Source organism: Flavobacterium sp. (genome assembly GCF_028712645.1).
Lineage (GTDB): Bacteria > Bacteroidota > Bacteroidia > Flavobacteriales > Flavobacteriaceae > Flavobacterium.
Genome location: NZ_JAQTPQ010000024.1, coordinates 1 through 23,647 on the forward strand (window position 1 = coordinate 1; position 23,647 = coordinate 23,647).

A 23,647-nucleotide genomic window follows, 5' to 3' on the forward strand; every position below is an offset into this window, starting at 1 on the left:
AAGCCTTTGATTTCTCGAATTAGCGAGATCATACAATATAGATGTGATTTCAAGAAAATAATCCATTCCATCTAATTTTGAAAGCTTGATTAATCTAGGAGTTAGCTCTTCTGCTATCTTTTTTGAAAATAAAATACCATGTATAGAACGATTAAACATATCCTTAATAGGACTCATTATTCTTCTTGACAATAACGAATCATGAAAAAGGTCATTATGAAATTGAATTGTTATTTCGTGAATTTTTTTACTAGTACATTTATTCAATTCCCAACCGTGATATAAATTTGGACCTATTAAAACTAACTCTACCTCATCTATTTCTTCAATATTATCACCAACAACACGTTTAACTCCTTTCCCATTTACAATAAAATTAATTTCAAATTCTGGATGATAATGAACTGGGAAATCAAAGGTATCTTTAACTCTATCAAAAACCAAAAAACTATCAAGAGGTGAAAGTGGTGGTATTTCTCTGTAAAATTTTTTTAAATTACTCATAGCATTATTTTTATGCAATAATATGATATAATATTGATAAAATAATACTATTCCAATTTGATTCATCAAATTACCTTTGAAATATCAAATTACAGTATTTTTAATATTAATAATTTAAAAAAGTATTTATCGTTTTTAATAGGTATAGTTTTTATAGTTTTGACAACAACATCTATAAATAGTTTTATTTATTACAATCTAAAATATCTTTTTACAATTTTTCAAACAAAATAATTAAATGAAAAAAAAAATAACAGTTTTATTATTTTGCACCCTTATTGGAACTTCCTGCTCAATAAAATTCCAAAATAGTAATACTAAATCATCTCTTTCAGATAAAAAAACAACTCCAGAAACCACAATATTATACAACAATTTAAAAAAAACTACCAATAAAGGTATCCTATTTGGTCATCAAGATGATTTGGCTTATGGTGTAAACTGGAGATATGAAGCAGGAAGAAGTGATGTAAAAGACGTTACTGGAGATTATCCGGCAGTTTATGGTTGGGATCTTGGCGGAATAGAAAAAAAATCAGACCAGAATATTGATGGCATTCCTTTTGACAAAATGAGACAATACATTAAAGAAGGATATTCCAGAGGTGGCATTATTACTTTGAGTTGGCATTTTGACAATCCGTCAACAGGCAAAAATGCTTGGGACACCGCTCCAAAATCTTTGGTTTCAGCATTACCTGGAGGAAAAAGCCACGAAAAATTTAAATCTTGGTTAGATGATGCTGCAAAATATATTTCGACTTTAAAAAACAAAAACGGAAAAGCAATTCCAATACTTTATCGTCCCTATCACGAATTGACAGGAACTTGGTTTTGGTGGTGTAAAAACAATGCGAGTCCAGAAGAATTTAAGGCTTTATGGAAATTCACCTTTGAGTATTTTCAAAAAAAAGGTATTCATAATCTAATCTACGTTTACAACACGGCTGATTTCAAAACAAAAGAGGAATTCTTAGAATATTATCCAGGTTCCGATTATGTTGATGTTTTGAGTTTTGACAAATACCAATACAGCGACCCCACAAAAGACAATTCCTTTATAGAAAATTGTCAAAGTCAATTTAAAATAATGGATGAAGTAGCCAAAGAACAAAATAAAATAATGGCTTTTGCCGAAACAGGTTACGAGGCAATTCCGTATAACAAATGGTGGACGAATACATTATTAAAAGCCATTGGAGATTATAAAATTTCCTATGTTTTAGTTTGGAGAAACCACGGCTGGCAAGAAAGCGAAAAAAAAATGCACTACTACGCACCCTACAAAGGACAAGTTAGCGAAAAAGATTTTGTTGATTTTTATAATCTAGACCAAATTTTATTCGATAAAGAGGCAGCAAAAGCAAAACTTTATAAAAAAAGGACAACTGGTATTTATGAAAAGGACAAAACATTTTAACCATTAAGTGAATTAAGGGAATTAAGATTTGCAGTGTTCGTAACTTTCTTAATTTTCTGCTCTAACTGGTATTTGTGAGAAAGACAAACATTTAGAACATTAAGAGATTTGTAGTATTCTTAATTCACTTAATGGTTTAAAAAAGAATATCCACAACATTTCCAGTAGAAACATAAAAAATAATTAATTAATCCAAAGACAATAAAATCGATACAAATGCAAGAAAAAATTAAATTACAAGAAAAAATAGGATACGGTTTAGGAGATGCTGCATCTTCTATGTTCTGGAAAATATTCAGTATGTATCTCATGTTTTTCTATACCGATGTTTTTGGAATAGCTCCTGCCGTAGTTGGAACTATGTTTTTAATTACACGAATTTGGGATTCTTGCTTTGACCCTTTCGTTGGGATAATGGCAGACCGAACCAAAACCCGTTGGGGAAAATTCAGACCTTATCTTTTATGGACAGCCATTCCATTTGCCGTCATTGGTGTTTTAACTTTTTACACACCCGATTTTGATGAAAAAGGAAAAATAATTTATGCTTATATCACCTATTCTTTAATGATGATGGTGTATTCAATAATCAACGTTCCTTATGCCTCTTTGCTGGGCGTGATGTCATCAGACAGAAAAGAAAGAACAACTCTCTCCTCCTATCGAATGGTTTTTGCCTTTGGAGGAAGTTTATTGGCTCTTTGGTTAATAGAACCTTTAGTAAATCATTTTGGCGGAAATTTAAATTCAAAAACAGGATGGTTATACACTATTATGGTCTTCGGAATCATCACTACAATTTTCTTTTGGGGTTGTTTTTTTCTAACTAAAGAGAGAGTGGAGCCTATTAATGATGAAAAACCAAATTTAAAAGAAGATTTAAAAGATCTCTTAAAAAACAAACCTTGGTGGATTCTTCTGGGTGCTGGAATTGGCGCATTGGTATTTAATTCCATTCGTGATGGTGCTGCTATTTATTACTTCAAATATTTTGTAAGTGACACCACAAGTTTCAGCTTAAATCTGTTTGGAGAAAATTTCGCAATGACACATACCTCTTTATACTTGGTTTTAGGGCAAGCAGCCAATATTATCGGAGTTATTGCAGCAACTCCAATCGCTAATAAAATTGGAAAAAAAAAGACCTTCTTTGGAGCAATGGCAATGGCAGCTATTTTAAGTGTAATCTTCTATTTTCTTGGAAAAGAAGACACCTTATTGATTATGGTTTTCCAAGTAATGATAAGCATTTGTGCGGGTTGCATTTTCCCTTTAATCTGGTCTATGTATGCCGATAGTGCTGATTATTCGGAATGGAAACAAGGAAGAAGAGCCACTGGACTTATCTTTTCGGCTTCTTCAATGTCACAAAAATTTGGATGGACAATTGGTGGCGCAGCAACAGGATGGCTTTTGGGTTACTATGGCTTTCAAGCCAATGTAGAACAAACCGCAGTAACCCAAAACGGAATTCAGTTAATGTTGAGCATTCTTCCGGCAATTGCTGCTGGTATTTCGGTGCTTTTCATTTTATTCTATCCATTGACTGAAGAAAAACTAGAAACCATTGAACACGAATTAAACGACAAAAGAAATACAACAAAATAATACAATACCTGATTTTAGAATTATCAATTATGAACACAAAAACAATAAATACTAATTTCGAAAAAAGAAAAATCGAAATTAAAAACGAATTTCAACAATTGATTGAGAAAAAAAACGAATTTCAATCTGCTGTGGGAAATGGTATATTTAATAGATTCAAAAATCCTGTACTGACTGGTAATCACGCTCCAATTGAATGGCGCTATGATTTAAACGAAGCTACAAATCCATTTTTAATGGAACGAATTGGTATCAACGCTGCTTTCAATGCTGGCGCAATGAAGTGGAATGATAAATATATTCTTGTGGCTCGTGTTGAAGGAGTAGATCGAAAATCATTTTTTGCCATTGCCGAAAGTCCAAATGGAGTTGATAATTTCCAATTTTGGGAAAAACCTTGTGTTATTCCACAAACTGAAGAACCAGACACAAACGTTTATGATATGCGTTTGACAAACCACGAGGATGGTTGGATTTATGGCGTTTTTTGCACCGAAAGAAAAGATCCAAACGCACCAAAAGGTGACACCAGTTCGGCTATTGCCAATGCAGGAATTGTTCGCACCAAGGATTTATTGAATTGGGAACGTCTTCCAGATTTAATTTCAAATACAGGACAACAAAGAAATGTAGTCTTGCATCCAGAATTTGTAGATGGAAAATATGCTTTGTACACTAGACCACAAGACGGATTTATCGATGTTGGAAATGGTGGCGGAATTGGTCTTGGCTATATTGATAATATGCAAAATCCAGTTGTAAAAGACGAGCAAATCATTTTTGGAAAACAATATCACACTATTTACGAATTAAAAAACGGTTTGGGTCCAGCGCCAATTAAAACAGGAAAAGGTTGGTTGCATTTGGCTCACGGAGTAAGAAACACGGCTGCAGGATTGCGTTACACCCTTTATATGTTTATGACCGATTTGAACGATATTTCAAAAGTGACTCACGTTCCAGCGGGACATTTTATGGCTCCTGAAGGTGCTGAAAGAGTTGGTGATGTATCCAATGTGTTATTTTCGAATGGTTGGATTGCAGACGATGATGGTACCGTTTTTATCTATTATGCTTCTTCCGATACGAGAATGCACGTGGCTGTTTCCTCTATTGAAAAATTAGTAGATTATGTGATGAATTCACCAGAAGACACCTTTATATCGGCAGGTTCAGTGAATACTATTATTGAACAAGTAAATAAAAATAAAGCAATTCTATAACGATAACCGCTCCGCAATTCCGATACCGCTCCGCAAAGTCTCCGACTTTGAGGTGGTGTCTGGCGGTCTCCGACCGCTTCTATAAACTAAATAATTATAAAATAAAACCGTGTCCACAAAAACAATAAATCTTAAAACCGAATTAACCGCCGAACTTCACAGCATTCTTGAGTATTGGTCAAAGCATACTATTGACCAAAAAAATGGCGGTTTTATTGGTCAAATAGATTGCAATGAACACAAAAAATTTCAGTCGGAAAAAGGTGCCGTATTAAACGCACGAATTCTTTGGTCCTTTGCTGCAGCTTATTCCATTACGAAAAATGAAGAACATAAACGCCTTGCAAAAGACGCTTTTGAGTTCATCATAACTCATTTTTATGACTCCGAATTTGGCGGCATTTTTTGGAGTATCAATGTAGATACAACTCCAAAAGACACCAAAAATCAAATTTACGCCCTAGCTTTTGTGATTTATGGAATGACTGAATATTATGCAATTTCTAAAGACGAAAGGGCATTAGAATATTCCATTTCCCTCTATAAAAAAATTCAAGAATACAGTTACGACCCAATCCACAAAGGCTATTTTGAAGCTTTTACACGCGATTGGCAACCCATCGAAGATTTACGTTTAAGCGATAAGGATGCCAACGAAAAAAAGACAATGAATACGCATTTGCATATCGTTGAAGGCTATGCGAATTTGTATAAAATCTGGAAAGACGATACTTTAAAAAATGATATTATCGAATTGCTTGAAGTCATTGAAACCCATTTTATCAACAAAGAAACAGGGCATTTACGATTATTTTTTGACGAAAACTGGATCGAAAAACCAGATGTGATTTCGTATGGACACGACATCGAAGCTGCTTGGCTATTATTGCAATGTGCGGAAATTTCAGAAGATGCAGCTTTAATTGCTCGTTATAAAAAATACGCCATCCTCTTAACCGATGCAACAATTGAAGGTATTGACCCAATTGATGGTGGACTTTGGTACGAATTAGAACCAGAACACAATAAGTTAATTACTGAAAAACACTGGTGGCCACAAGCGGAATTGATGATTGGTTTTTATAATGCGTACCAACTTACCAACAATCAAAACTACTTGGACGTTGTTCTCAAAAACTGGGAATTTATAAAACATTTTATTTTAGACAAACAAAATGGCGAATGGTTTTGGGGTGTTTATGCAGATTATTCGTTAATCGAAAAAGACAAAGCTGGATTCTGGAAATGCCCTTATCACAACAGCAGAGCTTGCATCGAATTGATTCATAGGATTGATTTATAAATTTAACATTCAACGGATTAAAACAATTTGTATTCGGTTCGTTTTCCTGCAAGGTCTTTTTCCAGACCTTGTAGGTATTTCATATAAACAGACCTACAAGGTTAGATAAAAACCTTGCAGGACAGCAAAAAATTAAACCAGCAATTATGAAAAAGTTACTCGTATTATTCATTTTACCTTTGTGTCAAATCTCATTTGCCCAAACCAATTTAGTTAAAAATGGTGGTTTCGAAATGGAATTAACCAACTGGAGAGGAGATGTAGCAACCCTTTCCCCTTATGACAAAAAATCGGGCAAGAATAGTTGTGCTATCAATCAATTTGTGGGAGCCGAATGGAAAGGTATTGACCAAATTATGTCTTTCCCAAAAACCACAGCAGCTATTGAATTAAGTGGTTGGATCAAAAGCGCAGCTATTGAAAATGGTGAAAACGAATGGAATACTGGAAAATTCGACATCGAATTCTTAAATTCAAGTGAAAAAGGAATCGAGAACCAAAGCATTGCCTCTGTTTTAGGAACAACACCTTGGACTTTTTATAAAAAAACAATTCCGGTTCCTGCTGGTGCTTCAAAATTGCGCATAATGTTAGCTTTGGGACAAACTAACGGAAGTATCTTTTTTGATGACATCAAAGCTGTTGCAATATCTCTTGAACAACTTAACAAAATACACGAAGAAGAAAGTGCTAAAACTAGGGCGGGAATTTCAACCAATTCCGAATCAAAACCGATTGAATTAACCAATGGAAATTTCGAAAACGGAATAGAATCTTGGAGAGGAAACGCTTCAGTTTCTACATCAATTTTCAAAGAAGGAAAGGCGGCGTTAATTCTAAATTCAGACACTTTTGACTGGACAGGAATTGACCAAATTGCTGATGTTCCAGAAAATGCTACTTCGATAACACTTTCTGGTTGGCTTAAATCGGACAACATCAAACAAGGAAAAGATCCTTGGAATAATGGATTATTCAACGTAGAATTTATTGGAAACGACAACCAAAAAACGAGTGATGATCAAAATATTGCTTTTGTAACTGGAACTTCCGATTGGACATATTATACCAAAACTTTCACACTTCCATCAGGAACTAAAAAATACAGAATTATGCTGGCATTGGGATTTGCATCAGGAACACTTTATGCTGATGAGATCTCCGTAAGTTTCAAATAAACAATTATGAAAACTAAAAAAATTGCTGCAATCCTTTTGGGATTTTTATTGCTAACTGCTTGTTCCAAAGACGATCCAGCACCAGCTCCCGTTGTGGTAGTTCCTCCAGTAGTGATTCCCGATGTTCTCACAACTACAAATGTCAAAACGTATATGGTTGACCCAAATGCCACAGCAGAAACCGTTGCTTTATTTTATAATTTGAAGAAATTAGCCAAAACAAAATTTGCTATTGGTCAGCAAGATGCCTTCAATTCTTTTTACAATAATGGTTCTTCGGCTCAATCGGACATCAAGAAAACAACAGGATATGACCCTGCAATTCTTGGTTCCGATTTTATGTTTATCACCGATAAAAGCAATAACGGTCAAGCCAATAATTGGTTTTACCAACAAGAAGTTATCATTACCAATAATGCCAAAGAAGCGTATAACAAAGGCATAATCAATATTTTTTGTTGGCATTTGAGAGAACCCAACAAAGAAGAAAGTTTTTATACTTCGGAAATGACAGATGCAGTAAAAACTTCAGCTTTCAAAAGTATTTTACCCGGAGGAGCAAATAATGCTTGGTACAAAACAAAACTGGACAAAGTAGCTTCGGTAGTTTCTAATCTAAAAGGAAGCAATGACGAATTAATCCCAATTATTTTCAGACCCTTTCACGAGTTTGACGGAAGTTGGTTTTGGTGGGGAGCTAATTATTGTACGCCTGAAGAGTACAAAGCAGCATACCAATTTACGGTGGATTATCTAAAAAACACCAAGGGAGTTCACAACATTTTATATGCTTTTTCTCCTGATAATTCCTATTCTACTTCAACCAATTACCTGAGTCGTTATCCTGGAGATGCTTATGTGGACGTTTTAGGAATGGACAATTATGGCGATTTCAATAATCAAGGGCAAACAGGTTCGGATAGAGCCAATGCCAAACTGAAAATGATTGCTGATTTGGCTACAACCAAAGTAAAAATTGCTGCCCTGACTGAAACTGGTTATCAAGTAACAGCTACTGTTCCTCCTATAACTGGATGGTTTTCTAGCTATTTATATAATGCCCTAACTGCCAATAATATCGAAATTAGTTTTGTGATGTTTTGGAACAATACGACTTCTGGTTATTGGGTTCCTACTCCATCTGAATCTAATGTACAAGATTTTAAAACTTTTGCCACCAAATCAAAATCAGCCTTGGTAAATACTTTGCCAAAAATGTATACATTGCCTAATTAATTGAGGACTTATGAGAAATTATTTTTTTACTTTTTTGCTTATTTTCTTTGGAACAAATCTTGGTTTTTCCCAAAAACAACAAGCCAGAATCACGGTCAAAGGAACCCAATTCTTCAAAGGAGACAAACCCTATTCTTATATTGGAACCAATTATTGGTACGGGAGTTTATTGGCTTCTAAGAAAGTGGGCGATCGAAAAAGATTGCTTCGTGAACTGGATTTAATGCAAAAAAACGGTATCGACAACTTGCGTGTTTTGGTAGGTGGCGATGGCGGAAAATACGATTATACCGTTCGTCCCGCTTTGCAATACGCACAAGGAAAATACGACCAAGACTTGCTCGACGGCTTGGATTTCCTCATTTCCGAAATGGGAAAACGAAAGATGTACGCCGTTTTGTATCTGACCAACAACTGGGAATGGTCGGGCGGAATGTCGCAATACTTGGAATGGAACGGAAAAGGAGCAATTCCGATTCCTGCAATTCCACCAAATACTTGGCCACAGTATATGTCTTATACTGAACAATTCCATAGTTGCGAATCGTGTATGGAAGCGTTGAACAATCACGTGAAATTTATTTTAGGTCGAACAAATGCCTATACTCACAGAAAATATACCGAAGACCCAACCATTATGGCTTGGCAAGTAGGCAACGAACCACGGCTTTTTACGGTGGAAAACGAAGCAAAATTTACCCTTTGGCTCAACAACATTGTCAATTTAATTGATAGTTTAGACAAATACCATTTGATTTCAACGGGTTCCGAAGGGCGAAACAGTTCGAACGATGATATGGAAATTTATGAAAGAGCACATCAAAATCCAAACATCGATTATTTAACAATGCACATTTGGCCTAAAAACTGGAATTGGTACAAAGCCGACGATGCCGAAAAAACATTACCTACAACACTTGAAAATGCTGGAAAAGATATTGACTTGCACGTTGCTGTTGCCAATCATTTAAAAAGACTCATCATCATTGAAGAATTTGGTTTGCCAAGAGAAAACGAAAGTTTAGTTTCAAGTTCCTCTGTAGCCAACAGAGATGTTTTTTACAACTACATTTTCAATAGAGTTTTAGAAAGTCATAAAAATAATGGTGTATTGCAAGCTGCCAATTTTTGGGGATTTGGTGGCGAAGGAAAAGCCGTTACCCCTGACGGAAAATGGAAACCCGGAGATCCATTAACAACCGATCCACCGCAAGAACCACAGGGCTTAAACAGTGTTTATTCTACAGATAAATCGACTTTGAAAATTGTAAAAAAGTATAATTGTAAATTGAAGTAAATAGAAAAGGAGCAAATTTAGATTTGCTCTTTTTTTTTTATATGTCTAGTTTTTTTAGATACTTTTATTTTGTCAAAATAGTTTTCCAAATTTGATTGCTATCGTCTAAAATAAAAAATTCAATATTCAATTTCACATATAATTGGCATATGGTCACTTTTTGTTATCCATTTATCAAATTCTCCAATTTCAATTTTTATTATTTTATTGGTAAACTTTTTAGCACCAAAAATATAATCAATATGATATGGTCTAGTTATGTTTTTCCGAAAATATAAAGTTGGTTTGGTTTCTTTACCTTGAAATTCTCCTGTAAATCTGTGATAAAAACTTTCAACACCAAGTTCATTTAATTCGTTTACCACATCAGAATGATTCCACCATCTATCCCATTCATCCCAAATTGTATTACTGTTAAAATCTCCTGCAATTATTGAATCATTTAATTTGTCTTTATTGATTTGCATATATTTCCATAATTGACCAATATATCCAAAATTAGGCGAATTATTTCTATGGGTCCAAATAGCTAGTAAATTAAAGTCTTCATTTATTTTACAAGGCAAAAAATGCTTTACAGTATGATCTCTGAATTGGTTATTCCAATCTAATTTTTCCAACTTAATCTCTGGTTTTGCAAAAACAGCAAGTCCTTTGTTTTTGTTATCTCCAATCCAAATGTAATTTTCAGCCCATTCTTGATATTTTTTGTCTTTAGATTCGGTTGGATTTTCACATTCTTGAATAATATTTATGTCAGCATTAAAGCCTATAATATTTTCAAACTTTTTTCTAAATGCTCCGTTACAATTCCAAGTTAATATCTTCAATTTTGTTCTTTTTAGTTACAACAATCACTAACATAATATTTCACAAAGATGCTAAAATCCTTTCAATCTTATCCAACTCCGCTTTAGATAATTCTATATTCTCCAACGTATCAATATTATTCTGCAATTGCCCAACCAAATTAGCACAATCAACACGAACAAACGAATCCTTAACTTAATTCATACCCATAACCAACGGTTTCAACCGTTGGTTGGAAACAAGCTAATAAACCATTACCCACGGTTGAAACCGTGGGCAATGGTTGAAACCGTGGGCGATGATTGAAACCGTTGGTTATGGTTGAAATCATAAGTGATAGTTGAAACCGTGGGCTATGGTTGAAATCATAAGCAATAGTTGAAACCGTGGCAGTGATTGACGATAATCAATAAAATTCATAATTACTCCAACTCAAAACTACTTTCCAAACCTTTGTCAGAGCTTCCTCCTACCATAATTTTGAAAGTGCCTGGTTCAACCAAATAATTACCATCGTTATCAAAGAAACCCAACTCTTTGTCGGTTAAAGTCATCGTAACAGTTTTGGTTTCGCCTTTTTTTAATTCGATTAATTCGAAACCTTTCAGCTCTTTTACTGGTCTTGCCAAACTGGCTGCCACATCGTGAATATACAATTGAACGACTTCTTTTCCGTCGTAATTTCCAGAATTGGTCACCTCAACAGAAACTTTTACCTCTTCACCTTTGGCGAAAGCCGCTTTATTAATTTTTAAATTTTTATAATCGAAAGTCGTATAACTCAATCCGAAACCAAAAGGAAATTGCGGTGTTTTTTCCACATCGGTATAATGCGACCAAAACACATTCTTTTCGGAATTTACAGGTCTTCCTGTATTGAAATGGTTGTAATAAATAGGACATTGCCCTACGTTTCTCGGGAAAGACATTGGCAATTTTCCACTCGGATTATAATCGCCATACAAGACTTGTGCCACTGCATTTCCAGTTTGTGTTCCCAATTGCCAAGCTTCAACAATGGCAGGAATATGTTCGGCTGCCCAAGGCAAAGCCAAAGGTCGACCGTTGTTTAAAACCAACACAATATTCGGGTTGACTTTGTAGATTTCTTCCAATAATTCTTGTTGAAGACCTGGTAAATCCAAATTCGTTCTGCTGCGTCCTTCTCCCGATTGGAAACCCACTTCTCCTAAAACCATCACAACTACGTCGGCATTGGCGGCTGCTTTTTTGGCTGCATCAAATCCAGATTTATCAGTAGTATTGAAAACCAATTCGTCAATGAAAGATTGTTTACCAATAACTAAATCAGCTCCTTTTTCGAAAGTCAATTGATTGTCTTTGTACTGTTGCATTCCTTCCAAAACTGAAACGGCAGAATTATCATCAGCGGCAATTCGCCAACTTCCCAATGGACTGTTTTTGTCATTGGCCAAAGCCCCAATCAAGGCGATTTTTTGTCCTGATTTTTTTAGAGGCAATAAATTCTTGTCATTCTTCAGCAAAACAATTGATTTTTTCGCCATATCCAAAACCCCGTCGTTGTTGGCCTTGTTGCCAATGGTGGCTTTTTCTCTGGCTTCGTCACAATATTTATAAGGATCGTCAAACAATCCCAATTCGAATTTTACGCGAAGAATTCTTCGAACGGCATCGTCCACCAAGGCTTCTTTTACTTTTCCTTCTTTAACTAATTTCACCAATTCGGCAACATATAAATAGGATTCCATATCCATATCCGAACCTGCTTTTACGGCTTTTTCTGAAGCTTCGGCTCCATCTTTGGCATAACCGTGCAAAATCATTTCTCGGATGGAAGCCCAATCGGTAACAACAAATCCGTCAAATTTCCATTTGCCTTTTAAGATGTCCCTTTGCAAAAAGCTACTTCCCGTTGCTGGAATACCGTTCAGAATATTAAAGGAATTCATATAGGTTCGAACTCCAGCATCATTCGCCGCTTTGAATGGTGGCAAAACCGTATTGTAAAGGGTCGAATTACTAATATCAACCGTGTTGTATTCTTTTCCAGCTTCGGCAAAACCATAGGCTGCAAAATGTTTGGCGCAAGCCGCAATGGTATTGACTTTTAACAAATCGGCTTTGGTTTCTCCTTGAAAACCTTTGACTCTAGCCGTTGCAATTTTGCTTCCCAAAAAAGGATCTTCGCCCGAACCTTCCATCACTCTTCCCCAACGTGCTTCGCGAGAAACATCAACCATAGGGCCAAAAGTCCAGTTGATTCCTGATGCTGATGCTTCATCTGCCGCAATTTGAGCCGATTTTTTTATCGCTTCCAAATCCCAACTGGCGGCTTCTGCTAGCGGAATTGGGCTCAACGTTTTATAGCCGTGAATGACATCAAAACCAATGATTAATGGAATTCCCAATCGGGTTTCTTCAACCGCAATTTTTTGAACGGCTCTAACGTTCTTTACTCCACGAACTGTTAGCATTGAACCCACCCAACCGTCACGCAAATGTTTGTATTTCAGTTCGGCATTTCCTCCTTTTGGCGCAGGACCTGTTACTTCCCAAAAACCGTTATATTGGTTCATTTGACCTGCTTTTTCTTCAAGAGTCATTTCTTTCATTAATAGAGAAATCCGTTCTTCAATCGGTTTTGTTTTGTCTAAATATGGTTTTTTTTGTGCGTTCATAGTTCCAATGGTGATCAGGCTAAAAAATCCTGCGATGATTAATTTTTTGTTTTTCATAGTGATAGTTTGATTTCCTGCAAGGTTTCTAAAACCTTGTAGGTGTTTTTAATTCATTAAACCTACAAGGTTCGAAAAAAACCTTGCAGGATGGACAACTAAAATTACTCGCTTATAAATGACGATGCTGGCAAATTAGCCTTATTAAAAAGCTGGGATTGATCGGTATTCTTCCAAGCAAAACGCACTTTTACAGGTGTTTTTACTTTATCCGATTGTACTATTACTGTGTTGTTTTTGATTACGGAAGTACCTTCATAAAAAACACCGTCTGCTCCTGCTATCTCAAATTGATTGGGTTTCGTATCCGAGAAATGCAATCCATCCGCATAATCAAAAGTAACCAAAATTTTGTTTTTCTCGATTTTGATTCCTTTGTAAAGTGGACCATTCACCAATGCCGAGTTGGTTTTATAAGTATTGACCAAAGCTAAATTCGCCAAACGAGTTCCTACCGATTTTTTGTCTTTTGGGTGAATGTTGTCAATGGGTGAAATGTCGCTGGTCATTGCCATTCCTGTATTGGGAACTTCTTGCAACACTTTTCGTTGTGCATCGCGAATGATGGTGCCACCAAAATGATTTTCCCCATATTTATACGGCGCAATCTGAACGTAATAAAAAGGAAACTCGTAATTCCATAATTTTCTCCAAGAGGTGATTAAAGCCGAGAAAGTTTTGTCGTAAACGGATGAGCCTACATTGCTCTCTCCTTGATACCAAATCACGCCTGCAATTTTGAATCCACCCAATGGATAAATCATCGCATTGAAAGCGCGCCCGGGTTGGTTTGGCCCATAGCTTTCTTCTTTTCTGGTTTTGGCTGATTCTAATAAAACAGCATCTTTTTGAATCACTTCTTCTGGTGTCCAAATCTCGGCTGGAGTTCCTCCCCAATTGGAACCAATTAACCCAATTGGTACATTTTTCAAATCTTCTTGTAAACGTTTTGCAAAAAAATATCCCGTAGCACTGAAGTATTTCATTGTTTCGGGCGTGCATTCTGTCCAATTTCCAGAAAGATTATTTTGAGGTGTCGTAGCCGTTAATTTTGGAACTGAAAAAAAACGAATATTCGGATTTGTGGCATTTTTAACTACGGCATCGCCATTTTCAATTCCCCAACCAGCATTCATTTCCATATTGGATTGTCCCGAACAAATCCAAACTTCACCAATCAAGATGTTTTTCAGAACCAATTCGTTATATCCTTTTATGGAAATAGTATAAGGTCCACCTTCTTTTGGAGTCGGAATCTTAATTTCCCATTTCGCCTGATTGCTGGCTTTGATTTTATAAGTTTGATTGTTCCAACTTGGAGTCACAACCACTTCTTCCTGTGGATTTGCCCAACCCCAAATGGTAACTTCGGTGTTGCGTTGCAAAACCATATTATCCGAAAACACATTCGGCAGCGTAACATTGGCGAAAGCCGTATTAGATAGAATCAAAAAAAGAACAAAGGCAATTAAATTATTTTTCATCGAGTAATTTTTTAAAGAAAGGAATTAATTGGTCCGCCATTGTTTTATCATCAGCAATATTGGGATGATAGCCGCAACCTTTAGGCGTCATTGGTTGGAATTCAAACAAGGTAATTGGTTTGTGAGCTGAATCGTTTTCGAATGCCTGAATGACTTTTTTCAAACATTTCATAAAAGTTACATTTCGGTCACCCGACACCATTGGGCTGTTGAGCAAAACAATTCGAGTATTCGGAGCGTGTTTGTAAACCGTTTTGATAAAATTGATGTAGTTCGAAACGTATTTTTCTTCATTGAACGCTAATCTTGGTTTTTTGCCATCACCGTCGGAAAGGTCATTGGTTCCCAAACAAATACTCACTAAATCGGGTTGAAATTTAAAATCGTAGGGTTTGGAACTGTCTTTATTGAGATATAAATTTTCATAGACATCAGGAATAATTGGTTCTTCGTGATGTTCGTCGTTCCAGTTGCGATACATTCCGTATCCCGAAACGGAACTCAACACATAATCCACATTCAAAGCTCTGGAAAGTACTGGTCCATAAGCCCAATAGGCATTGTGTTGATCGTACCAATCACCCGTTCCACAAGGGATTGTCGAGTCGTCGTTTCCAAAACCACAAGTTATAGAATCGCCGATGAGTTCAATTTTCTTTTTGACATCTGGAGTCGGACTTTCTATCAAATTCGCTGTTGTTCCTGCAAATAAAACACCGCCATTGGCTGCTTCTGTAGCTTTGTAAATCGAAAGATGATGTGATTTTTTCTTTTCGGAAATTACAATTGGAAACGATTTTGCTTCGCCTTTTTCAATTCTTAATCTTCCAATGTATTTCCCATCTAATTCTAAGGAAACATAGTTTTGATGGTCAACAGTACTTTGCAAGGAAACGGAACAGGAAGTTCCTTTGAAATCAAATGAAACTGATGACGCTGATCCTATTAAAATCACTTTATTTCCTTCAAGAATTTCAATTCTTCCTGAATGAATCCAATTTTGGGTCTTAAATTCAGATTTTTGAGAAAAACAAACAGAAGAAATGAGTAATAATACAAACAGCAGATTTTTTTTAAAAAACATTTTTATCTAATTAAGTTGAATTATGTAAAAATAGGGTATTTATAATTTCAGAAAAGATACTATAATGTCAAAATCTAATCTAAAAGCAACTTAAGTAATAGCTAAATTTGATGTCGCATTTTAATGAATTCCTTTGCCACAGATTTACTTCACCTATTCGCTATCGTTCGGGTCACAGATTAGCAAAGATTAATTTGTTAATTAGCTTAAAAATCCTTCTAATCTGTGACAAAAACTCTTTTTAATAATTGCGACATTATACCTTTCTCGTTACTTAAATAAACCGCTATTGACTTTCAGTCAATAGTTTTAATTTAGCAGACTAAAAGTCTGCAAAGTTTTAAGAGTAAAAATAATTCAACCGCAGATTCGCAAATTAAAAACCAAATCCGTATAAATAATCTGCGAATTTGCGGTAAAATTTTTTAGAACCTGAAAGGAAAATGCACTAAAGTGCATAGTTTTAACTACAGCTGTGACCAATAAAGCATTGAATGAAAATTAAACAACATCTCAAAAATTTATGGTTTATATTCGTTTTTTAAAATTAAGGTTTTCCTCTTACCTTTGCATTCTTGCTAAATTAGCCTATTCAGTATTTCAAATTAAACAACCTGCTATGAAAAATTTAATTCTTGTTTTAAGCATACTTTTACTTATAGGTTGCAAATCAAAAACTACTTTAAAAAAACCTGTCGAAATTCAATACGAAAAATTATCTATTGCTGAGGTTGACTCAAATCAAAAGAAAAAAGCCTACGATTTAGGCAAGAGGACTTTAATGATTTGTAATACATCAAAGTTTATTCCCTTCAATGAAAGTGAGGCAACACAATCAGTTATTCAAAATACAACTTTAGAAAAACACTCTAAAGTCTGTTTAAAATTTAGAGCCAGATATGGAAATTTTATAGACCTCAAATTGATGGAAACAATTAAAAATGTTACCGAAAACGAAATTATTTTTAGATACAAAGCAATATTTGAACATTCGAATGCTAATAAGGAACTTCGTGTAACGCTCAATAATGAAAACAAGATTTCTTCGTTGAGAACAATGGACTGGACAGATTCCTTCAATTAATAAATAAAACCCACACTTACCATTTCATAAATTGCTTAAAATAAAAAAACTATCTATTTCAACTTGTGTTTTTTTGTTGGTATATGATATAGAATGCAAATGCAAATTCAATTTATTTTCTAGAGTTGCTAGTTTAACTAAATTCTGACACTTATATACAGAGTCAACTTCTTTTTAAACCTAAAATTGCTTAGATTTGTTACTTCATTCTGAAAACTTAATTTAAATAAAAGATTACTTTTATTTAAATTAAGTTTCCCTACTACTAATTCAATAAAACAATACAAATTATGTGGTGGCAATATATAACAGTTTTTTTTGGTGCCTTATTTTTTGATATTGTGCCTATCCCCTTTCCGCCAGCCTTTACAATTATGCTTTTTTTACAAATTAAATATGATTTAAATATTTGGTTAGTGATTGTAATTGGAGTTATAGGATCAATTTTAGGCCGGTACATACTTACTTTATACATTCCGTTTATTGCTAATAAAATTTTTAAAGAATCTAAGAATGAAGATGTTCAATTTCTTGGTGAAAAAATGAAAGAAAAAGGATGGAAAAGCCAAATGGCAATAATTGCTTATTCTTTATTACCACTTCCAACAACTCCTCTGTTTTTAGCTGGAGGAATGGCAAAAATAAAACCATTATATATAATCCCTGCTTTTTTTGTAGGCAAATTTACCAGTGATGCTATTGTAGTTCATTTGGGTAAATATACTTCAGAAAATGTACAAATTATACTTGAAGGAATGGTAAGTTGGAAAACCATAAGCAGTTTAATTTTTGGACTGTTAATGCTTTTTTTTATTTTATTTATTGATTGGCGTTCACTAATTCAAAAAAATAAATTTAAGTTGAATTTCCGAATCTGGAAATAACACCTCGTGATTTCAAATTAGTCCAATAATCCTGATAGAGTTATCGAGATAACTTAATGAAATATATAACTACATTCGAATCAAGAGTTGAATTTATAAACTATTGATTAAAATCCTCGATATTTTTTTTATATTTACCTATACATAACCATATAAAATCTTTGCTATGGAAGTTTTCCTAATAGTGTTACTCTTTGTTTTTTTAATCTATATTAAAAATTCTTTAGATTCTAAACTTGATAGTTTAAATTCAAGATTTGATCGAATTGAGTCTAAATTCAAAGAGTGGGACAAAAAATTAGACTTCTCAAAAACACCTGAAAAACCTGCTGAGAAAACTCCAGAAGTTCCCGAAAAAATAATTTCAATTCCTACTCCAGAATTTGAAAAACCCCCTGAAGTTGTTGCAGATACGAGAGAGATTATTGAAGAAAAAACCGAGAAAGTTGTTTTCGAAACAAACAATACAATTGCTCCGAAACCTATTGAAAGAAAAACGTATGTTCCTGCCGAACCCAAAAAAACTTTTTGGGAAAACTTCACGGAAAAAAATCCAGATTTAGAAAAATTTATTGGTGAAAACTTAATCAACAAAATTGGGATTCTGATTCTGGTTTTGGGAATCAGTTATTTTGTAAAATATGCAATTGACAAAGATTGGATTAACGAACCCGCACGAGTAGGAATTGGAGTTTTATGTGGCGCCTTAGTTATGGGAATTGCTCATAAATTGCGTCAAAATTACGCTGCTTTTAGTTCCGTTTTAGTAGCTGGAGCAATAGCAATATTCTACTTTACGATTGGAATCGCTTTCCATAGTTATCATTTATTCGGACAAACAACTGCCTTTATAATTATGGTATTAATCACGGCATTCAGTTGCCTGATTTCTCTTTCTTATGATAGAAAAGAATTAGCGGTACTCTCATTAATTGGCGGATTTGCCGTTCCGTTTATGGTTAGCACTGGACAAGGAAATTATGTGGTTTTATTCACTTATATCATCATTTTAAATATTGGAATTCTAGCTTTGGCTTATCATAAAAAATGGAGTATCATCAATATTTTATCTTATGCTTTTACTATAATTTTATTCGGAGGCTGGCTCTTTAATGACATCAACGAAAAAAATCCGCATTACCTCGGTGCATTGCTCTTTGGATTTGCCTTTTATTTTATTTTTATCTTGATAAATATCATCAATAATTTAAGAACCAAAGGTATTTTCTCAACAGTAGAATTAAGCATTTTAGCCAGCAACACTTTCCTTTTTTATGGAGCAGGAATGTTGATTTTAGAACATTTTCATCCTGAATTAAAGGGTTTATTCACTACAATTATTGGCTTGTTGAATTTTGTTTACGCTTGGTTTTTATACAAAAAATTCGGGATGGATAAAACGGCGATCTATCTACTTATTGGTTTAACGCTAACCTTTATAACATTGGCTGTTCCAATTCAGTTCAACGGTCATTCGATAACTTTATTCTGGGCTGCCGAAGCGGTTTTACTATTATGGTTATCCCAAAAATCAAAAATAACGAGCTATCTCTTTGCCTCAGTTATCGTTTATTTTTTAATGATTATAAGTTTAGTGATGGATTGGGAAAACATTTATCCTGCAGCAACTGAATTGAATATTGTTTTTAATAAAATATGTATTACGGGAATTTTTGCAGTCGTTTCGTCTTTTGCCATTCATTATTTATTGAAAAATGAAAACGAAAATAAAGAACTATTTGGTTTTGTTTTCAATCCAATAAAATACCAAATTTATATAGGAGTGATCGGAATAATTCTTGCTTATTTTGTAGGTATTTTAGAGATTAGCTATCAAGCAAATTCTTATATTGTGGCAGTTAATTCAGCCATTGCTTTTCCTATTGTGTATCATTTACTATTCAGCGCGTTCTTGTTTCATTTCCTACTCAAAAACAAGTTCATCATCAATTTGCAAATCGCCAGTATTATTGCAATTATCAATATTGTTCTATTCTCTTTATTCTTTTCCAAAGTTGCATTCCGCGAACACGAGCAGTTTATTCAAACTGGAAACCAACAACGAATTGCCTTTTATTTGCATTATGTTTCGCTCTTGATAACTATTTATTTTAGTTATCAATTATACCAAATCAACAAAGAAAAAGCCGTTTTCGAATGGTTCAAAAAAAACACTTTCGTTTGGGTTGCTTCCTTTTTTATCATTTACATAGCTAGCTCAGAATTGATGCTTCACAGCTTAGTGATTTCAAATTCTCCAGTTACAATTCAGGATGTACAAAATAACTCAATGTATAAAGATTATGGAACTACTGAATTACCTTTTATCAGACAACAAATTGCTAATAATCAAATAAGTGACACCAGAACCCAAATCATAAAAACTGGTTATCCTATTTTATGGGGAATTCTCGCTTTTGTTTTTCTAATTGTTGGAATTAAAAAACCAAACAAAAACCTAAGAATCGCTGCTTTAGCATTATTGGGAATTACAATTCTAAAATTATTTTTGTTCGATATCAGCAATGCTTCCGAAACTGGAAAAATCATAGCCTTTATCTTATTGGGAATCCTAATTTTGATTATTTCCTTCGTGTACCAAAAAATTAAAGTCCTAGTTCAAGACGACAACAAATCCAAGCAAACCGATGAAAACGAATAAATTTCTACTACTCATACTCGCCATAAATGGATTGTTTGCCCAACAAAGCACGACGGCAAAAATAGAATCCATAAAGGAAAATGGTCTTCATAAAATTGTTTTACCTGCTGAAATTCGCTCCTTTTCTAAAGAAGATTTGAGTGATTTTAGAATTTTTGACGCAAAGAAAAAGGAAGTTCCCTATTTCGTTATCCAAGAGAATAGAGCAGAAATTTTGAGCAGTTTCTCAGAATTTAAAGTATTATCAAAAAATGCAATTCCAAGAAAAAGCACCACAATTATTTTCAAAAATCCAAAAACTTCTATTGATGAAATCGTATTGCAAATAACCAATTCTGATGTTACAAAATCCTTTAGCATCAGCGGAAGCAATGACCAAAAAGAATGGTTTGGGTTGGTCAACAATTCTCAATTATATAATTTAGAAAGTGCTCAAGAAACAAGCGTTTTCAAAACGCTAAACTTGCCCCTTTCCTCCTATCATTACCTGAAAATTATTTTTGATGACAAGAAAACTTTGCCTATAAATATCTTAAAAGTCGGCAACTTTGATACTAAAATACAAGGTGAGGCTTTGCAAGAATGCATTCCTAAAAGCATTCAAACCTCTCAATTTTTGACCCAAAAGAAAACCCGAATCCATATTATTTTCGATCAAATTCAAATCGTAAATCAAATGATTTTCAACATCACAAATCCAAGTTTATTCAAACGCAATGCAAGAATTTATTGGAATAAAAACCTTATAGTTAAGCACAAAACAATAAAGGCTCAAGAAGATCTATTTTACTTCGAATTGAATTCAGAAACAAAAAACGCAATCAATGTTCCTCAACTTTTCAAGAAAGATTTTTTTATTGAAATCGATAATCAAGACAATCAGCCCTTAACCTTTTCTGGTATTCGATTTTTTCAAAATCAAATTGCCATAATTGCTGATTTAAAAGCAAATGAAAATTACACTATCAAAACAGGAAATCCGAAGTTAAATACTCCTAATTATGATTTAGAAAATTTCAAAAGCAAGATTGCTAACAATTTGCCTTTAGCCACAATTTACAAAATTGAACATAAAAGTTCTAACGAAAATTCAACCAAGGAAAAATCAATTTGGCAACAAGCTTGGTTTATGTGGGTTTGTATCGCTTTGGGCGGAATTGCCATTTTCTATTTCACAGCAAGTTTAGTCAAGGATATGAAGAAAAATTCTTAAATCTAAAAAGATAAATCCCTATTTTTGTTCCAATAAAAACACAACACGACTATTTATGCTAATAATTGGAATTGCAGGTGGAACAGGAAGCGGAAAAACAACCGTAGTTCATCAAATAATGAATGAATTACCCCATACCGAAGTTGGAATTATCGCACAAGATTCCTATTACAAACAATCTACAAATCCGAGTTACGAAGAACGTTCAAAAACTAATTTCGATCATCCAAGAGCTATAGATTTTGATTTATTAGTGGCACATCTTAAGGAACTCAAAGAAGGAAACACCATCAACCAACCCGTTTATTCCTTCGCCACACACAATAGAACCGACGATACCATTGTGACACATCCTCGAAAAGTAATGATTGTCGAAGGAATTTTGATTCTTTCGCATCCAGAACTTCGCGATTTATTTGACATCAAAATATTTGTTCACGCCGATTCTGACGAGCGATTAATCCGCCGATTGAAGCGTGATATTGCCGAGAGAGGTCGAGATATGGAAGAAGTTTTAACCCGCTATCAAACCACGTTAAAACCTATGCACCAGCAATTTATCGAATCGACAAAAGCCTTTGCTGACATCATTATCCCGAACGACAAATACAACACTGTCGCCATCGATGTGGTTCGTGCCGTAATAAATCAACGAATTCTATAAATTTATTGTAATTTTATAACATTAATTATTTGAAGCTATTTCCTGCTGTCATTCCAATCCACGCAAAAAAGCGCGGGATTTTCCCTTCCATCAGGGCTAGGGCATTTGGTTTTAATTCAAAATTCTGCTAAAATAACAACTGATTAAATGACAAATTCCTATAAAGACAAACCTTGGTTCAAATTTATAAGTAACAAATACATTTGGGTACTATTATTTTTTTCGACTTGGATGATTTTCTTGGATAATTATTCCTATTTCGACCATCGCATTTTAGACAAACAAATTGAAGAACTTGAAGACAATAAAAAATACTATCAGGACGAAATCAAGAAAGATCAACAAAGCATCAAAGACCTCAAAAATCCGGAGCAAATAGAAAAATATGCACGCGAAAAATACTATATGAAAAAAGATAGTGAAGACATTTATCTAATCGAATTCGAAGGTGATACCATTGAAAAAGATGTCAGTAAATAAACTTCTAAAAATGAAGATTGCAAAATCAGTCTGAAACTTTAACCTGAATTAGTAATGAAAAATCTATTCGACGATTTTGATCCCATTTCCTCTAAACAATGGAAACAACGAATCCAGTTTGAGCTTAACGGGGCAGACTATAATGAAACCCTAGTTTGGAATTCTCCCGAAGACATTCAGGTAAAACCCTTTTATCACATAGACGAATTTCAAGGAGTTTCAGATGTAAATACAAAAGCTAGCCAATTTCGAATTTGCCAAAACATTTTCGTTCACGACCTCGAAAAATCAAATTTCAGAGCCATTGACAGCATCAATCGTGGTGCCGAAAGCATCCGTTTTACCATAGAAGATGAAAAAATTGATGTAGCAAAACTATTGAAAAACCTTCCTTTGGATAAAATTTCAATTTACTTTAATTTGGCTTTTCTGTCAATCGATTTCGTAAAAAAAATCGATGCAATTGCCAAAGAAAAAAATGCAACTATATTCTGTAATCTTGATCCAATTGGGCAATTAGCTAAAGAAGGAAACTGGTTTACAACCAAAGAAAAAAACAACTTCGAAACCCTAAATTTAATTTCGGAAACAACTTCATCAATTTCTATTCTTAGCGTTGATACAGGTTTATATCAAAATGCTGGTGCTAATATGGTACAGCAAATTGCCTTTAGTTTGGCACAAGTAAATGAATATTTCAACAGAATTTCGGCAATTAATAAACCCATAGTTTTTGAAGTTTCAGTGGGCACCAATTACTTTTTTGAAATTGCAAAACTCCGTGCCTTACGACAAC

19 protein-coding genes and 1 pseudogene are annotated in these 23,647 nt (G+C 34.2%); 14 read left to right on the forward strand and 6 right to left on the reverse strand.

What is annotated here, in order from left to right:
* A pseudogene (locus PHC28_RS03245) lies at positions 1-504 on the reverse strand (AraC family transcriptional regulator); the annotation flags it as partial.
* Between the two features lie 238 nt (positions 505-742).
* Here PHC28_RS03245 and PHC28_RS03250 point away from each other — a divergent pair.
* The 7 genes from PHC28_RS03250 (at position 743) to PHC28_RS03280 (ending at position 9,769) form a co-directional block, all read left to right on the forward strand.
* Complete coding sequence (locus PHC28_RS03250) at positions 743-1,924, forward strand: glycoside hydrolase family 26 protein (protein WP_300096554.1); 1,182 nt, start codon at positions 743-745, stop codon at positions 1,922-1,924.
* A 216-nt stretch (positions 1,925-2,140) separates the two neighbouring features.
* Positions 2,141-3,532 carry an MFS transporter gene (locus tag PHC28_RS03255; RefSeq protein ID WP_300096555.1) on the forward strand — a complete coding sequence of 464 codons (1,392 nt, stop codon included), beginning with the start codon at positions 2,141-2,143 and terminating at the stop codon, positions 3,530-3,532.
* A 29-nt stretch (positions 3,533-3,561) separates the two neighbouring features.
* The gene (locus tag PHC28_RS03260) at positions 3,562-4,755 is read left to right on the forward strand and encodes a glycosidase (protein WP_300096556.1); all 1,194 of its coding nucleotides are present in this window, start codon (positions 3,562-3,564) and stop codon (positions 4,753-4,755) included.
* A 109-nt stretch (positions 4,756-4,864) separates the two neighbouring features.
* Complete coding sequence (locus tag PHC28_RS03265; RefSeq protein WP_300096557.1) at positions 4,865-6,058, forward strand: AGE family epimerase/isomerase; 1,194 nt, start codon at positions 4,865-4,867, stop codon at positions 6,056-6,058.
* Between the two features lie 146 nt (positions 6,059-6,204).
* Complete coding sequence (locus PHC28_RS03270; RefSeq protein WP_300096558.1) at positions 6,205-7,236, forward strand: carbohydrate binding domain-containing protein; 1,032 nt, start codon at positions 6,205-6,207, stop codon at positions 7,234-7,236.
* 6 nt (positions 7,237-7,242) lie between these two features.
* Positions 7,243-8,472 (forward strand): glycoside hydrolase family 26 protein, encoded by a 1,230-nt coding sequence (locus tag PHC28_RS03275; RefSeq protein WP_300096559.1) that lies wholly within the window; start codon positions 7,243-7,245, stop codon positions 8,470-8,472.
* A 10-nt stretch (positions 8,473-8,482) separates the two neighbouring features.
* Entirely contained in the window at positions 8,483-9,769 is a 1,287-nt protein-coding gene (locus PHC28_RS03280) for a cellulase family glycosylhydrolase (RefSeq protein WP_300096560.1), read from the forward strand.
* Positions 9,770-9,888: 119 nt separating this feature from the next.
* Here PHC28_RS03280 and PHC28_RS03285 read toward each other — a convergent pair whose 3' ends face one another.
* The 5 genes from PHC28_RS03285 to PHC28_RS03305 all read right to left on the reverse strand — a co-directional run bounded on the left by PHC28_RS03285 (position 9,889) and on the right by PHC28_RS03305 (position 15,864).
* A complete protein-coding gene (locus tag PHC28_RS03285) occupies positions 9,889-10,599 on the reverse strand; it encodes an endonuclease/exonuclease/phosphatase family protein (RefSeq protein ID WP_300096561.1) in 711 nt (236 codons plus the stop codon).
* Positions 10,600-10,769: 170 nt separating this feature from the next.
* Positions 10,770-10,910 (reverse strand): hypothetical protein, encoded by a 141-nt coding sequence (locus PHC28_RS03290; protein ID WP_300096562.1) that lies wholly within the window; start codon positions 10,908-10,910, stop codon positions 10,770-10,772.
* A 91-nt stretch (positions 10,911-11,001) separates the two neighbouring features.
* Positions 11,002-13,296, reverse strand: a complete 2,295-nt coding sequence (bglX, locus tag PHC28_RS03295) for a beta-glucosidase BglX (protein ID WP_300096563.1) — start codon at positions 13,294-13,296, stop codon at positions 11,002-11,004.
* Positions 13,297-13,400: 104 nt separating this feature from the next.
* Positions 13,401-14,780: a sialate O-acetylesterase gene (locus tag PHC28_RS03300; protein WP_300096564.1), complete on the reverse strand. Its 1,380-nt coding sequence runs from the start codon at positions 14,778-14,780 to the stop codon at positions 13,401-13,403.
* On the reverse strand, positions 14,770-15,864 hold the full coding sequence (locus tag PHC28_RS03305; RefSeq protein ID WP_300096565.1) for an SGNH/GDSL hydrolase family protein: 1,095 nt from the start codon (positions 15,862-15,864) through the stop codon (positions 14,770-14,772). The genes PHC28_RS03300 and PHC28_RS03305 overlap by 11 nt, the downstream gene beginning before the upstream one ends.
* Before the next feature lie 619 nt (positions 15,865-16,483).
* Between PHC28_RS03305 and PHC28_RS03310 the strand changes: the two genes are divergently transcribed.
* From PHC28_RS03310 to PHC28_RS03340, 7 genes are all read left to right on the forward strand, one after another.
* Positions 16,484-16,948, forward strand: coding sequence for a hypothetical protein (locus tag PHC28_RS03310; protein ID WP_300096566.1), 465 nt, complete (start codon positions 16,484-16,486; stop codon positions 16,946-16,948).
* A gap of 290 nt (positions 16,949-17,238) precedes the next feature.
* Positions 17,239-17,832 carry a hypothetical protein gene (locus PHC28_RS03315; RefSeq protein WP_300096567.1) on the forward strand — a complete coding sequence of 198 codons (594 nt, stop codon included), beginning with the start codon at positions 17,239-17,241 and terminating at the stop codon, positions 17,830-17,832.
* A gap of 166 nt (positions 17,833-17,998) precedes the next feature.
* Positions 17,999-20,494: a DUF2339 domain-containing protein gene (locus tag PHC28_RS03320; protein WP_300096568.1), complete on the forward strand. Its 2,496-nt coding sequence runs from the start codon at positions 17,999-18,001 to the stop codon at positions 20,492-20,494.
* Positions 20,481-21,707, forward strand: coding sequence for a hypothetical protein (locus PHC28_RS03325; RefSeq protein WP_300096569.1), 1,227 nt, complete (start codon positions 20,481-20,483; stop codon positions 21,705-21,707). Before PHC28_RS03320 ends, PHC28_RS03325 begins: the two co-directional genes overlap by 14 nt.
* A 55-nt stretch (positions 21,708-21,762) precedes the next feature.
* Complete coding sequence (gene udk / locus PHC28_RS03330; RefSeq protein ID WP_300096570.1) at positions 21,763-22,371, forward strand: uridine kinase; 609 nt, start codon at positions 21,763-21,765, stop codon at positions 22,369-22,371.
* 147 nt (positions 22,372-22,518) lie between these two features.
* Positions 22,519-22,851, forward strand: coding sequence for a septum formation initiator family protein (locus tag PHC28_RS03335; protein ID WP_300096571.1), 333 nt, complete (start codon positions 22,519-22,521; stop codon positions 22,849-22,851).
* Positions 22,852-22,905: 54 nt separating this feature from the next.
* Positions 22,906-23,647, forward strand: a 742-nt coding sequence (locus PHC28_RS03340) for a methylmalonyl-CoA mutase family protein (protein WP_300096572.1), incomplete at its 3' end; no start/stop codon positions are given.

Excerpts from the sequence above, each read along its gene's own strand:
- PHC28_RS03270 (WP_300096558.1), top strand. The coding sequence starts at position 6,205 with ATGAAAAAGTTACTCGTATTATTCATTTTACCTTTGTGTCAAATCTCA.
- PHC28_RS03275 (WP_300096559.1), top strand. The coding sequence starts at position 7,243 with ATGAAAACTAAAAAAATTGCTGCAATCCTTTTGGGATTTTTATTGCTA.
- PHC28_RS03290 (WP_300096562.1), bottom strand. The coding sequence starts at position 10,910 with ATGATTTCAACCATAACCAACGGTTTCAATCATCGCCCACGGTTTCAA.
- PHC28_RS03325 (WP_300096569.1), top strand. The coding sequence starts at position 20,481 with ATGAAAACGAATAAATTTCTACTACTCATACTCGCCATAAATGGATTG.
- PHC28_RS03315 (WP_300096567.1), top strand. The coding sequence starts at position 17,239 with ATGTGGTGGCAATATATAACAGTTTTTTTTGGTGCCTTATTTTTTGAT.
- PHC28_RS03320 (WP_300096568.1), top strand. The coding sequence starts at position 17,999 with ATGGAAGTTTTCCTAATAGTGTTACTCTTTGTTTTTTTAATCTATATT.
- PHC28_RS03250 (WP_300096554.1), top strand. The coding sequence starts at position 743 with ATGAAAAAAAAAATAACAGTTTTATTATTTTGCACCCTTATTGGAACT.
- PHC28_RS03305 (WP_300096565.1), bottom strand. The coding sequence starts at position 15,864 with ATGTTTTTTAAAAAAAATCTGCTGTTTGTATTATTACTCATTTCTTCT.
- PHC28_RS03310 (WP_300096566.1), top strand. The coding sequence starts at position 16,484 with ATGAAAAATTTAATTCTTGTTTTAAGCATACTTTTACTTATAGGTTGC.
- bglX (WP_300096563.1), bottom strand. The coding sequence starts at position 13,296 with ATGAAAAACAAAAAATTAATCATCGCAGGATTTTTTAGCCTGATCACC.
- PHC28_RS03335 (WP_300096571.1), top strand. The coding sequence starts at position 22,519 with ATGACAAATTCCTATAAAGACAAACCTTGGTTCAAATTTATAAGTAAC.
- PHC28_RS03280 (WP_300096560.1), top strand. The coding sequence starts at position 8,483 with ATGAGAAATTATTTTTTTACTTTTTTGCTTATTTTCTTTGGAACAAAT.
- PHC28_RS03260 (WP_300096556.1), top strand. The coding sequence starts at position 3,562 with ATGAACACAAAAACAATAAATACTAATTTCGAAAAAAGAAAAATCGAA.
- udk (WP_300096570.1), top strand. The coding sequence starts at position 21,763 with ATGCTAATAATTGGAATTGCAGGTGGAACAGGAAGCGGAAAAACAACC.
- PHC28_RS03300 (WP_300096564.1), bottom strand. The coding sequence starts at position 14,780 with ATGAAAAATAATTTAATTGCCTTTGTTCTTTTTTTGATTCTATCTAAT.
- PHC28_RS03255 (WP_300096555.1), top strand. The coding sequence starts at position 2,141 with ATGCAAGAAAAAATTAAATTACAAGAAAAAATAGGATACGGTTTAGGA.